General features: G+C 63.2%; 11 protein-coding genes. 8 read left to right on the top strand and 3 right to left on the bottom strand.

Annotation, left to right across the window (positions count from 1 at the left end):
* Window positions 1-119: 119 nt before the first annotated feature.
* The gene (locus tag X773_RS57170; protein ID WP_023677381.1) at window positions 120-2,222 is read right to left on the bottom strand and encodes a bifunctional rhamnulose-1-phosphate aldolase/short-chain dehydrogenase; all 2,103 of its coding nucleotides are present in this window, start codon (window positions 2,220-2,222) and stop codon (window positions 120-122) included.
* Window positions 2,223-2,409: 187 nt separating this feature from the next.
* Here X773_RS57170 and X773_RS57165 point away from each other — a divergent pair, with 187 nt between their 5' ends.
* From X773_RS57165 to X773_RS57135, 7 genes are all read left to right on the top strand, one after another.
* Entirely contained in the window at window positions 2,410-3,219 is an 810-nt protein-coding gene (locus X773_RS57165; RefSeq protein WP_023677380.1) for a DeoR/GlpR family DNA-binding transcription regulator, read from the top strand.
* A 55-nt stretch (window positions 3,220-3,274) separates the two neighbouring features.
* Complete coding sequence (rhaS, locus tag X773_RS57160; protein ID WP_023677379.1) at window positions 3,275-4,270, top strand: rhamnose ABC transporter substrate-binding protein; 996 nt, start codon at window positions 3,275-3,277, stop codon at window positions 4,268-4,270.
* 83 nt (window positions 4,271-4,353) lie between these two features.
* On the top strand, window positions 4,354-5,895 hold the full coding sequence (locus X773_RS57155; protein WP_023677378.1) for a sugar ABC transporter ATP-binding protein: 1,542 nt from the start codon (window positions 4,354-4,356) through the stop codon (window positions 5,893-5,895).
* The gene (locus X773_RS57150; protein WP_023677377.1) at window positions 5,892-6,869 is read left to right on the top strand and encodes an ABC transporter permease; all 978 of its coding nucleotides are present in this window, start codon (window positions 5,892-5,894) and stop codon (window positions 6,867-6,869) included. Before X773_RS57155 ends, X773_RS57150 begins: the two co-directional genes overlap by 4 nt.
* A complete protein-coding gene (locus X773_RS57145) occupies window positions 6,866-7,867 on the top strand; it encodes an ABC transporter permease (RefSeq protein ID WP_023677376.1) in 1,002 nt (333 codons plus the stop codon). Before X773_RS57150 ends, X773_RS57145 begins: the two co-directional genes overlap by 4 nt.
* On the top strand, window positions 7,867-8,184 hold the full coding sequence (gene rhaM / locus X773_RS57140) for an L-rhamnose mutarotase (protein WP_023677375.1): 318 nt from the start codon (window positions 7,867-7,869) through the stop codon (window positions 8,182-8,184). Before X773_RS57145 ends, rhaM begins: the two co-directional genes overlap by 1 nt.
* Window positions 8,181-9,551: an FGGY-family carbohydrate kinase gene (locus X773_RS57135; protein ID WP_023677374.1), complete on the top strand. Its 1,371-nt coding sequence runs from the start codon at window positions 8,181-8,183 to the stop codon at window positions 9,549-9,551. Before rhaM ends, X773_RS57135 begins: the two co-directional genes overlap by 4 nt.
* Window positions 9,552-9,587: 36 nt before the next feature.
* Here X773_RS57135 and X773_RS57130 read toward each other — a convergent pair whose 3' ends face one another.
* Both X773_RS57130 and galE read right to left on the bottom strand, forming a co-directional pair.
* On the bottom strand, window positions 9,588-10,838 hold the full coding sequence (locus X773_RS57130; protein WP_023677373.1) for a D-amino acid dehydrogenase: 1,251 nt from the start codon (window positions 10,836-10,838) through the stop codon (window positions 9,588-9,590).
* A 43-nt stretch (window positions 10,839-10,881) separates the two neighbouring features.
* Window positions 10,882-11,877, bottom strand: coding sequence for a UDP-glucose 4-epimerase GalE (gene galE, locus X773_RS57125; protein ID WP_023677372.1), 996 nt, complete (start codon window positions 11,875-11,877; stop codon window positions 10,882-10,884).
* A 265-nt stretch (window positions 11,878-12,142) separates the two neighbouring features.
* Here galE and hemA point away from each other — a divergent pair, with 265 nt between their 5' ends.
* Window positions 12,143-13,420 carry a 5-aminolevulinate synthase gene (hemA, locus tag X773_RS57120; RefSeq protein ID WP_023677371.1) on the top strand — a complete coding sequence of 426 codons (1,278 nt, stop codon included), beginning with the start codon at window positions 12,143-12,145 and terminating at the stop codon, window positions 13,418-13,420.
* Window positions 13,421-13,449 lie beyond the last annotated feature (29 nt).

Genomic DNA, 13,449 nt, shown 5'->3' with positions numbered 1-13,449 from the left:
TTTCCTCCCAAATGCGTTCGGTTGGCGCTGCCCCTCATCCGCCTGCCGGCACCTTCTCCCCGTATGGTGACGGGGAGAAGGTAAAGCTCCGGCGTCGGCGCCAACCCTCAAACGACTGCTTATCGCGTAAAGCTCTGTGCGTTGCCGGCGTCGACGTTGATGATGTTGCCGGTCGATTTGGCCGACATATCGGAGGCGAAGAAATAGATCGCCTCGGCGATGTCTTCGGGGAACACCGACCGCTTCAGCATCGAACGCGAGCGGTAGTGCTCCTCGAGATCGTCGGTCGACATCTTGTAGGCGGCGGCGCGCTGTTCCTTCCATTCGCCGGTCCAGATCTTCGAGCCGCGCAGCACAGCGTCGGGGTTGACGACATTGACCCTGATCTGCGCTTCCGCGCCTTCCAGCGCCAGGCAGCGTGCCAGATGGATTTCGGCGGCCTTGGCAGTGCAATAGGCGGCGGCGTTTGGCGATGCGGCAAGCCCATTCTTGGAGGCGACGAAGACGACGTTGCCGCCGATCTTCTGCGCCCGAAACAGCCGGAACGCCTCCCGCGAAACCAGGAAATAGCCGGTCGACAGGATGTCCATGTTCTTGTTCCACAGCGTCAGCGTGGTGTCCTCGATCGGCGCCGAGGAGGCCAGGCCGGCATTGGAGACCAGAATATCGATGCCGCCGAATTCGACCGCCGTTTCGGCAAAGCCGGAGATCACCTGATCCTCGGACGTGACGTTGATGACTACGGGCCGCACGAAATCCTTGCCATAGGCCTTGGCAAGCTCGTCATTGGCGCTGGCAAGGGCTGCTTCGTCGATATCGGCCAGCACGACGCACGCGCCCTCGCGCAGCAGCCGGTTGGCGGTGGCCCGGCCGATGCCGCCGGCGCCGCCGGTGACCAGCGCAATCTGGCCGGCAAGAGCCTTTGGTTTCGGCAGGCGCTGCAGCTTTGCCTCTTCGAGCAGCCAGTATTCGATGTCGAAGGCTTCCTGGTCGGGCAGGCCGACATAGGTCGAGACCGTCGAGGCGCCGCGCATGACGTTGATGGCGTTGACGTAGAATTCGCCCGAAATGCGCGCCGTCGCCTTGTCGCCGGCGAAGGTGAACATGCCGACGCCCGGCATCAGATAGACCACCGCGTTAGGGTCGCGCACCGGAGGCGAGTCGGCGTGCTTGCAGCGGTCATAATAGGCCTGATAGCCGACGCGATACTCCGCCACATCATCGGCAAGACGGGCAATGACGGCATCGACGTCGGGATTTTGGGGGTCGAACTCGATGACCAGCGGCCGGATCTTGGTGCGCAGGAAGTGGTCCGGGCAGGACGTGCCGAGTGCCGCCAGCGGCCGCAAATCCCTGGAATTGACGAATTCGAGCACGGCAGGGGAATCGTCGAAATGGCCGAGCTTGTGGCTGTTCTCCGAGATCAGGCCACGGATCCTCGGCATCAGTTTTGCGGCCACGGCGCGACGCGCAGGCGCATCGAGGGATTTGACGACTTCGCCGCCGAAAATCGGCTTGCCATGGCTCTTGCGCTCGAACCAGTCGATCGCCTGGTTGATCACCGAGATCGTCGTCTCGTAGCATTCCTTCGGCGTGTCGCCCCAGCTGAACAGGCCATGACTGGCCAGTACGACACCCTTGGCTTCGGGGTTTTCGCGGCAGAATTTCTCCAGCCATAGGCCGAGCTCGAAGCCCGGACGTTTCCATGGCAGCCAGCCGATCGTGTCGCCGAAGATTTCCTTGGTCAGCGCCTGCGAATCCTTGGCGGCGGCAATGGCGATGATGGCATCGGGATGCATATGGTCGACATAGGGCTTCGGCACGAAGGCATGCAGCGGCGTGTCGATGGAAGCCGCGCGCGGGTTGAGGTTGAAGGTGCAATGGGGCAGATAGCCGACCATCTCGTCTTCATGTTCGAGGCCGCGATAGAGACCTTTCAGCGCGCGCAATTTGTCCATGTAGAGCGTGGCGAAGCCGTCGAGCTTGATCGAGGCGCTGTCGCCGCCCGAGCCCTTGACCCACAGCACTTCCACGCTCTCGCCGGTGAGCGGATCGTTTTGCCAGATCTTGGAGGAGGTGTTGCCGCCGCCATAATTGGTGACGCGCTTGTCGGAGCCAAGAACATTCGAGCGATAGACCAGACGTTCGGGCTCGCTCATTGCTTGCGCTTTTGCGTCATCCCAAAGATTGGCGAGGCGCGTGCCGGAGCGCTTGTCGAGCATAGGTATCCTCCCTTTGGGACACGCAAACGGCGCGGGTCCCTTTTGTACGAATTTCTACGCAAGCGGCGGTCTTGTCAATCACAAACGATCAACATCAATCATATTGCATTGCACAATGAAATTATCTGATCGGAAATGATTGACACTGCGCGCTTTGGGTGCCTAGATGCTCAGGCAGGGAGGAACCATGCACGAGAAAGAGCGCCACAGGATCATTCTGTCCGCCGTCCAGGAAAAGCCTGTGGTGACGGTGCAGGAGATGGTCGACCTGACGGAGTCGTCGGAGGCGACGATCCGGCGCGACATCGCGGCATTGCATGTGCAAAAACGGCTGCGCCGGGTGCGCGGCGGCGCCGAGGCGCTTTCGCCGCCGCAGTTCATCGGCCTTGCCGGCCGGCCCTTTTCCGTCAACGAGACCATCAACGCTTCGCAGAAGCGGGCAATCGCGCGGGAAGCCGTGGATCTGTGCAAGGACGGCGAGCCGATCATCATCAATGGCGGCACCACCACCTTCCAGATGGTGCATTTCCTGACCGGCCGCCGCATGCCGATCTTCACCAATTCCTTCCCGATCGCGGAGCACTTGCTCAGGCACTCCAAGAACACGGTGATGCTGTCGGGCGGCACCATCTACCGCGAGCAGAACATCATCCTGTCGCCGTTCGACAATGACGTGACGCGCAATTTCTACGCGCGCCGCATGTTCATGGGCGCGCAAGGGCTGGGGCCGCTCGGTCTTATGGAAGGCGACCCGCTGCTGATCCAGGCCGAGCAGAAACTGATCGACCAGGCAGACGAATTGGTGGTGCTGGTCGATTCCTCGAAGTTCCGCAAACGCTCGAGCCTGATCCTGTGCGGCCTGTCGCGCATCGCCACGGTGATCACCGACGACGCCATCGAGGATCGCGAAGCCAAGATGCTGGAGACCGCCGGCGTGACGCTGATCATCGCCCGCACAACGGCAACCAACAAGGAAGAATCTTCGCTGCAGGCCTGAGAACCACTCACGCCCGCAGCGGCGATGGAATGCAACGCTCAAGGGAGGATATTCGATGAGCTTTCTGAAGAAATTGATGGTTACGGCGGCGTTCTCCGCCGCCATGTTCGTGAATGCCGCCTACGCCGAAAACGTCAAGATCGCGCTGGTGGTGAAGTCGCTCGGCAACGGCTTCTTCGACGCCGCCAACAAGGGCGCCGAAGAGGCGGCCAAGGAGCTCGGCGATGTCGACATCATCTACACCGGCCCGACCAAGGCGACCGCCGAAGCGCAGATCGAAGTGGTCAATTCGCTGATCGCCCAGAAGGTCAATGCCATCGCCATTTCGGCGAACGACGCCGACGCGCTGGTGCCAGTGCTGAAGAAGGCGATGCAGCGCGGCATTGCCGTCATCTCGTGGGATTCAGGCGTCGCGCCGGAAGGACGCCAGCTTCACCTCAACCCCTCCGATACCAACCTGATCGGTGAGACCATCATCAAGCTGGCCGCCGACTACCTGCCGGAAGGCGGCGATGTCGCCATCCTGTCGGCTTCTTCGACCGCGACCAACCAGAATGCCTGGATCGACGCGGCCAAGAAGGTGCTGCCGGAGAAGTTCCCCAAGATCAAGCTCGTCGCCACCGTCTATGGCGACGACGACTCGGCCAAGAGCACGGACGAAGCCAAGGGCCTGCTGAAGTCCTATCCGAACCTCAAGGCGATCATCGCACCGACCACGGTCGGCGTCGTTGCCGCCGCGCAGGTGGTGACCGATGAAGGCCTGATCGGCAAGGTCAACGTCACCGGCCTGGCGCTGCCGTCGGAGTTCAAGAAGTTCATCGACAATGGCGCCAGCCAGGCGGTTGCGCTGTGGAACCCGATCGATCTCGGCTACTCCGCCGTCTACCTCGCCCACGACCTGGCGGTGAAGAAGGAAGAGGCCAAGCCCGGTGCTACGCTGTCGATCGGCCGCGTCGGCAAGGTCACGCTCGACGACACCAACTCGGCTGCGATGGCTCCGCCCTTCCAGTTCGACAAGTCGAACATCGAAAAGTTCTCCAAGATCTATTGATCCTGGAGCCTTCGAAACGGTGCGGCGGGGCTCACGTTCCGCCGCGCTTTCAAACGAACCTTGCTACAGGGCTTGATACGATTATGGACACGACAGCCCAGCACGAAGTGGCACATGAAGCGCCTTTGTCATCCGGACCGCGCCTGACGCTGTCCGGCATCTCGAAAAGCTTTCCCGGCGTGCGGGCGCTGCACAATGTCGGCCTGTCGCTCTATCCCGGCCAGGTAACCGCGCTGATCGGCGAAAACGGTGCCGGCAAGTCGACGCTGGTCAAGATCATGACCGGCATCTACCAGCCGGATGCTGGCACGATCAGCATCGACGGCCAGCCGGTCACACTGCCCAGCGCCCACGCCGCGTTCGGGCATGGCATCACCGCCATCCACCAGGAAACCGTGCTGTTCGACGACCTGACGGTGGCCGAAAACATCTTCCTCGGCCATGCGCCGCGCACGCGTTTCAAAACCATCGACTGGCGCACCATGCGCAAGAATGCCCGCGAGGTGCTCGACACGATGGGCGCCGGCCATATCGACGCCGACGCCAGGCTGAAGGATCTCGGCATTGCCAACAAGCACCTAGTCGCGGTTGCCCGCGCCATGTCCATCGACGCGCGGATCGTCATCATGGACGAGCCGACGGCAGCGCTTTCGATGAAGGAGATCGAAGAGCTTTTCCTGCTGATCGAATTCCTCAAGAGCGACGGCAAGGCGATCCTGTTCATCAGCCACAAATTCGATGAGATCTACCGCATCGCCGACCGCTATACCGTGTTCCGCGACGGCGAGATGGTCGGCGAAGGCCTGATCAAGGATGCCGGCCAGAGCCAGATCGTGCGCATGATGGTCGGCCGCTCGGTCGATCACATCTTTCCGCAGCGCAAGGCCGAGATCGGCGCGCCGGTGCTGGCCGTCTCCGGCCTGTCGCACCCGACCGAGTTCGACGACATAGGCTTCGAGCTGCACAGGGGCGAAATCCTCGGCTTCTACGGCCTTGTCGGCGCCGGGCGCAGCGAGGTGATGCAGGCGATATCAGGCATCACCCGCACCAGCGGCGGCACGATCACGCTGGAGGGTAAGGCAATCGCGCCGAAATCGGCGGCGGATTCGATCTACGCCGGCATCGTCTATGTGCCGGAGGAGCGCGGCAAGCAAGGCGTGGTGATCGGCCTGCCGATCTTCCAGAATGTCTCGCTGCCCTCGCTCAAACGGACATCCAAATCCGGCATATTGCGGCTGGCCGAAGAGTTCGCGCTGGCCCGCTCCTATACCGAGCGGCTCGATCTGCGCGCCTCCTCGCTCAGCCAGGACGTCGGCACGCTGTCGGGCGGCAACCAGCAGAAGATCGTCATCGCCAAATGGCTGGCGACCGCGCCCAAGGTGATCATCCTGGACGAGCCGACCAAGGGCATCGACATCGGCTCGAAGGCGGCCGTGCACGGCTTCATGGCCGAGCTCGTCGCGCAAGGCCTGTCGGTGATCATGGTGTCGTCCGAATTGCCGGAAATCCTCGGCATGTCGGACCGCGTCGTCGTTATGCGCGAGGGCCGCATTGCCGCGGTCTACGACAATAAAGGGCTCGACGCCGAAACCTTGGTCAGGACGGCAGCGGGGATCGCGGCATGAAGGCTCTTCTCAAATATCGCGAGGTCTGGCTGCTGGCGGCAATCGTCGTGCTGATCGGGCTGATCTCCACGCGGTTTCCAGGTTTTGCCGATCCGGCCAACCTGCGCCAGGTGTTCAACGACACGTCGATCCTGATGATCCTGGCGCTCGGCCAGATGGTCGTCATCCTGACCCGCTCGATCGACCTGTCGATGGCTTCAAATCTCTGCTTCACCGGCATGGTGGTGGCAATGCTGAACGCCGCGCATCCGGCGATCCCGATCCCGCTGCTGATCGTCATCGCACTGCTGGTCGGCCTGGTGCTCGGCGCCATCAACGGCCTGCTGGTATGGCGGCTGAACATTCCCTCGATCGTGGTAACGCTCGGCACCCTCACCATCTACCGCGGCGCCACGTTCGTCATTTCAGGCGGCGCCTGGGTCAACGCCGACCAGATGAGCGCTGAGTTCATCGGGTTGCAGCGCGCGGCTTTCCTCGGTATTCCGGTACTGTCGTGGATCGCCCTGCTGGTTATTGCGCTGTTCTTCCTCGTGATGACGCGCACCGCGCTCGGCCGCTCGATCTATGCCATCGGCGTCAACCCGACCGCATCGATCTATGCCGGCATCGATGTCGGCCGGACGAAATTCATCGTCTTCTGCATCTCGGGGATGATCGGCGGCCTCTGTGGCTATCTGTGGATCTCGCGCTACGTCATCGCCTCGGTCGAGGTCGCGAATGGCTATGAGCTCAATATCATCGCCGCCTGCGTCATCGGCGGCATTTCGATTGCCGGCGGCATCGGTTCGGTCGGCGGCGCGGTGCTCGGCGCGCTGTTCCTCGGCATCATCTCCAACGCGCTGCCGGTCATCAATATCTCGCCCTTCTGGCAGATGGCGATTTCAGGCAGCGCCATCATCCTGGCCGTGGTGCTCAACGCGCGCGGCGAACGCCGGCAAGGCCGCATCATTCTCAAAAAGGCGGAAGCGGCATGACCGACACCCCTGCCCCACGCCACATTCCCGATCGGCTCGACAAGCCGCTGACGTCGGCGATCTTCTCATGGGAGGCGCTGCTGGTCGTCGTGGCGGTTGCCATCTTTGCCGTCAACAGCTTTGCCTCGCCCTACTTCCTCGACGCGTGGTCGCTGTCGGACCTGACCTTCAACTTTACGGAAAAGGCGCTGATCGCGCTGGCCATGGCGCTGCTGATCATCTCGGGCGAAATCGACCTGTCGGTGGCCGCCATCATCGCGCTGGCGTCAACAATGATGGGAATGGCGGTGCAGGCCGGCGCCGGCATGCCTGAACTGGTGGCAATCGGCCTCGTCGTCGGGCTCGGCTGCGGCGCCTTCAACGGACTGCTCGTCACCAGGCTCGGCTTGCCGTCGATCGTCGTCACCATCGGCACGATGAGCCTGTTTCGCGGCATTGCCTTCATCATCCTGGGCGACCGGGCCTACAAGGGCTATCCCGCGAGCTTCGCCTTCTTCGGCCAGGGCTATGTCTGGTGGGTGGTGTCGTTCGAACTGACGCTTTTCCTGGTCGCGGCAGTCGTCTACTGGTTCCTTCTGCACCGGACGAGCTTCGGCCGCCGGGTCTTTGCCATCGGTAACAACCCGGTCGCGGCGCAGTTTTCCGGCGTACGCGTCGGCCGTATCAAATTCATCCTGTTTTGCCTGACCGGCCTGATGGCGGGCATCGCCTCGGTGCTGATCACATCGCGGCTCGGCTCGACCCGGCCGTCCATCGCACAGGGCTACGAGCTGGAAGTCATCACCATGGTGGTGCTCGGCGGCGTCAGCATCCTGGGCGGCGCCGGCAGCATTCTGGGTGTGATGCTGGCCGCCTTCATCATGGGACTGGTGACCTTCGGCCTCGGCCTGCTCAACGTGCCGGGGATCGTTATGTCGATCTTCATCGGCCTGCTGCTGATCATCGTCATCGCGCTGCCGATCCTGTGGCGGCGAGTACGGCGGGAGCGCTTTGCCTGATGCCGGAGAAATACGCGTTCAAGATGAAGCTCAATCCGGGCATGAAGGCCGAATACAAGAGGCGCCACGACGACATCTGGCCGTCGCTGGTCGCGCTGCTCAAGCAGGCCGGCGTATCTGATTACTCGATCCACCTCGACGAGGAGACCAACACCTTGTTCGGCGTGCTGTGGCGCCGTGACGACCATGGCATGGACGAATTGCCGAAGCATCCGGTGATGCAGCGTTGGTGGGCCGAGATGGCGGACATCATGGAGACCAAGCCGAACAACGAGCCGGTGGCGGTGCCGCTGGAAACAATGTTCCATATGGAATGACCCGCCACGTCGCCGTCATCGATATCGGCAAGACCAACGCCAAGGTGGCGCTGGTCGATCTTGCCGCAGCAAGCGAAGTCGCGCTGCGCAGGATGGTGAACGAGCCGGTTCGGCAAGGCCCATACCCGCACCATGACGTCGAGCGGTTATGGGCGTTTATCCTTGGCAGCCTGGCCGAGATCGATCGCGAGCAGCGCATCGATGCGATATCGATCACCACCCATGGCGCAACGGGCGTGCTGGTCGACGCATCAGGCGAACTGGCGCTGCCGGTGCTCGACTACGAATTCGACGGGCCGGATGCCCTTGCCGGGGACTATGACACGATCCGTCCGGCGTTCTCCGAGACCGGCACGCCGCGCCTGCCGGCCGGCCTCAATCTCGGCGCACAGCTGTTCTGGCAGCAGAAGCGCTTTCCGGCGGATTTCGCCGGAACCGCCGCGATCCTGATGTATCCGCAATACTGGGCCTTGCGCCTGACCGGCGTCGCCGCCAGCGAGGTGACTTCGCTCGGCTGCCACACCGATCTGTGGAACCCGTGGAAAGCGGATTTTTCGTCGCTGGTCGACCGGCTGGAATGGCGCCGGCTAATGGCGCCGGTGCGGCCGGCGAAGGACCGCCTCGGGCCGATCCTGCCCGCGCTTGCGACACGGACCGGGCTCGACCCGCAAACGCCGGTGTTTTGCGGCCTGCACGATTCCAACGCCTCGCTGCTGCCGCATCTCCTGTCCGACAGACCGCCTTTCTCCGTGGTCTCGACCGGCACCTGGGTGGTGTCGATGGCGATTGGCGGCAACAAGATCGCGCTCGACCCGGCACGCGATACGCTGGTCAATGTCAACGCGCTCGGCGATCCCGTGCCCTCGGCGCGCTTCATGGGTGGCCGCGAGTTTTCCGTGCTGACCGAGGGCCAATCGGAGAACTGGACGGAAGACGATGTTGCCACGGTGCTGGCGCGCAAGACGTCCCTATTGCCCTCGACCCAACAGGGTTCGGGGCCGTTTCCGCATCATACCGCATCATGGCTTAACGCGGACGGTATGAGCGTCGGCCAGCGCTTTGTCGCCATCTCGTTCTACCTGGCGCTGATGACCGCGACCTGCCTCGACCTGATCGGCGCGGACGGTCCCACCATCGTCGAAGGACCCTTCGCCCGCAACCGGCTGTTCACCCGCATGCTGGCTGCGGCGGCGGCGCGCGCCGTCATTGCCTCCGAGGCTGCGACAGGCACCAGCATCGGCGCCGCCTTGCTGGCGTCGGACCAGGGGACACCGCAAGGCAGAGGCGAAAGGACCGAACCGTCGGCCGATCCACTCTGGACAAGTTACGTGCGCTCCTGGCGTTCGGCGGTCGACGAACGAACCTGACCGCCGAGCTCATGGCGCCCTGATGTCTGGAGATGCCTAGTTCCTGTAGAGCAATCCTTGCGGATCGATCTCCGGCTTGCGGCCGGCGACCACGTCAGCAAGGAATTTTCCCGAACCGCAGGCCATGGTCCAGCCGAGATGGCCGTGGCCGGTGTCGAGGTAGAGATTGTCGTACCGCGCCCGTCCGATGACCGGCACGGAGTTAGGCATCATCGGGCGAAGTCCAGCCCAGAGCTCAGCCTTGCTCTCGTCGAAAGCGCCGGGGAACAGGTCCTTGCCGGTGTTCAGGATCGAGTTGAAATCGCGTGGCTTGAACGTGCGGTCGAACCCGGTGAACTCCGCCGTCGAGGACATCCGCAGCCGATTTCCCAGCCTGGAATAGCCGATCAGCCGGTCCTCGTCGGCGCCACCCATGATCGGCCCCTTGCTTTCATCTTCCAGCGGAACAGTCACGGTATAGCCCTTCACGGGATAGACGGGCAGGTCGATGCCGTAGCGGCGGCCGAGCAGACCGCTCTCCGGCCCCATGGAAATGACCACCGCGTCACCGGCCACCGGGCCGGCCGAGGTCATCACCGCGCGCACCCGGTCGCCGTCGATGTCAAGGCCTTCAACCGTGGTGCCGTAGAGGAATTGGACGCCGAGTTTCTCGGCGGCATAGGCAGCGAGGCGCTGCGTGAATTGGCTGGAGTCGCCGGTCTGGTCGATCGGCGAATAGACGCCGCCGGCTATCTTGTCCTTGGCGCCGGCAAGGCCGGGCTCGAGCTCGACCAGCCGGTCGCGGCCGACGATCTCGATCGGCAGGCCGTGTTCGCCGAGATAGCGATAATTGTCGGTGCCGGTATCGAAGCTCTGCTGCGAGCGGAAGAAATAGAGAATGCCTTTCTTGCGCTCGTCATAGTGGATGCCGGTTTCGGCCGAGACGGCGTTGATGCAGTCGCGCGAATAGAGCGCCAGACGCAGCTTGACGTCGGTGTTGGCGCGCATGCGCTTATGCGTGCACTGGCGCAGGAAGCGCAGGCTCCAGGCGAAAAAATACGGATCGAAGCGCAGCCGCACCTTGATGCCGAGATCGTGGTTGTAGAGGCCGCGCAGGAACGTCTTCAGCGCGGCTGGCGAGGCCCAGGCGGTGGCGTCTCCGGGCGACACCAGGCCGGCATTCGACCGGCTGGTGCCGCGTGCCGCCGCCGGATGGCGCTCGATCACCGTCACCTCATGGCCGTCGCTGGCCAGATAATAGGCCGCCGCCGTACCGACGACGCCCGCCCCAAGCACCAGGATTTTCATTCCGCCCCCAGCGCGCTGAACCAACCTTTGCGGAGAGCCCACTTCACCCCAGAGCCGAATTCTTGCTGGTCAGGATGCGCTCCCAGGCAAGCGCATCGGCAACGATCCGGTCGAGGTTGTCGCGCTGCGGGGTCCAGCCGAGCTCGCCGCGCGCCAGCTCCGAATTGGCGACGACCGCGGCGGCGTCGCCGGCGCGGCGATCGCCCATCCGTACCTCGAAATCATGGCCGAAGACGCGGCGGACGCTGTCGATGACCTCGAGCACCGAATAGCCGTGGCTGTAACCACAATTGGCGACCAGGCTCGATCCGCCGGCACGCAGCCGCTGAAGCGCCAGCCGATGCGCCGCCGCCAGGTCGCTGACGTGGATATAGTCGCGCATGCAGGTACCGTCCGGCGTCGGATAGTCGGTGCCGAACACCTGCATGAAGGGGCGCTTGCCGAGCGCCGTCTCGCAAGCGACCTTGATCAGATGCGTGGCACCGGGCGTCGACTGGCCGGTGCGGCCCTTCGGATCGGCGCCGGCGACGTTGAAATAGCGCAGCGCCGTATAGCGCAACCCATGGGCAATTGCCGCGTCGCGCAGCATCCATTCGCTCATCAGCTTGGACAGGCCATAGGGCGATTCCGGCGCAGGCCGGGCATCCTCGCGCACCGGCTCCAGGCCGGCGCCGCCATAGACGGCGGCGGTCGAGGAAAAGATAAAATTGGGCACGCCTTCGCGCACCGCAGTCTCGATCAAGGTGCGCGTCTTGCAGGTATTGTTCTCGTAATAGGCAAGCGGGTCGGCGACCGATTCGGGGACCACGATCGAGCCGGCGAAATGGATGATCGCGTCGACCTTATTGTCGCGAATGATCGAGGCGACCAGTTCCCTGTCGGCGACGTCGCCGACGACGAGCTTTGCTTCCGGGGCCACCGCCCATTCAAAGCCGGTAGAAAGCCGGTCGAGGACGACGACGTTGTCGCCCGTGTCCAGCAATTCCCAGACCATATGGCTACCGATATAGCCGGCACCGCCTGTCACCAAAACCGTCATCCGCATCCTCGCTATTCATGATTTATCGGAACTGTCTCAATCGTCGCCGTACTGGAAAACTCGCCGCCAGGCCATTAAAACCTGCGGTAACCAGTCTCATCGGCGCGTGGCATTGTCGTGAAACAAGATTGATCCACATCAAGGGAATAGGCCACGTTCCGTGGTCGTTAGGAACAGGCTCGGGGCGTGGCATTTTGACCAAAAAGGCCAGGTGGACGACGAATGGGCCAATGACTATGATCCCGCGCAAAACTGGGAAGGCGACATGAACTATCAGCGGTTTTTCGAGGAAGCGATCGACCAGCTCCATGCGGAGCGTCGCTACCGCGTCTTCGCCGACCTTGAGCGTATTGTCGGGAAATTCCCGCGCGCCATCTGGCGCGCCAATGGCCGCGCCGAGGAAATCACCGTCTGGTGCTCCAACGACTATCTCGGCATGGGCCAGCATCCCGACGTCATTGCCGCGTTCCAGAAGGCGGCAGGCAAGATGGGGTCGGGGGCCGGCGGCACCCGCAACATCTCCGGCACCAGCAACCCGCTGGTCGAGCTCGAACTGGAGCTGGCCGACCTGCACGACAAGGAAGCCGCACTGGTTTTCACCTCCGGCTTCGTTTCCAACGAGGCGTCGATCTCGACCATTGCAAAGCTGCTTCCCAATTGCCTGATCATCTCGGACGAGCTCAACCACGCTTCGATGATCGAGGGCGTGCGGCGCTCAGGCGCCGAGAAGAAGATCTTCCGTCATAACGACGTCGCGCATCTCGAAAGCCTGCTGCAGACGGCCGGCCGCGAGCGCGCCAAGCTGATTGTCTTCGAGAGCGTCTATTCGATGGACGGCGACATCGCGCCGATCAAGCAGATCGTCGATCTCGCCGAGCGTTACAACGCCATGACCTACATCGACGAGGTCCACGCCGTCGGCATGTACGGGCCGCGCGGCGGCGGCATCACCGAGCGCGAAGGGCTGGCCGACCGCATCGACATCATCGAGGGCACACTGGCCAAGGCGTTCGGCACGCTTGGCGGCTACATCGCCGGCAACACTGCGGTGATCGACGCGGTGCGCTCCTATGCGCCGGGCTTCATCTTCACCACGGCGTTGCCGCCGGCGATCGCTGCCGCGGCAACCACCTCGATCCGCCATCTCAAGCGCTCGCAGGCCGAGCGCGATGCGCAGCTGCGTCAGGCGACACGGACCAAGCAAGTGCTGGCCGCGGCCGGCCTGCCGGTGATGGAGTCGCCTACCCACATCGTGCCGCTTCTGGTCGGCGATCCCGAGCTCTGCAAGATGGCCACCGACCGCCTGCTCGGTGTGCACGGCATCTACATCCAGCCGATCAACTACCCGACAGTGCCGCGCGGCACCGAGCGGCTGCGCATCACGCCGACACCGTTCCATTCGGACGCGCTGATCGCGTCGCTGCAGGACGCACTGGTCGAGACATGGGACGCGTTGGGGATTCCGTACGGGTCCGCCGGCCGACCGTCGGTCGCCAAAAGCGATCGCGTCATTCCGCTGCTGGTGCCGAAGTCGGGCGGCTGAAGGTCGTTTAAAACTCTACGCCGAGAACC

It is taken from the genome of Mesorhizobium sp. LSJC280B00, from assembly GCF_000502835.1.
In the GTDB taxonomy this organism is placed as follows: Bacteria; Pseudomonadota; Alphaproteobacteria; order Rhizobiales; family Rhizobiaceae; genus Mesorhizobium.
This window is presented reverse-complemented; position numbering and strand designations above follow the sequence as displayed.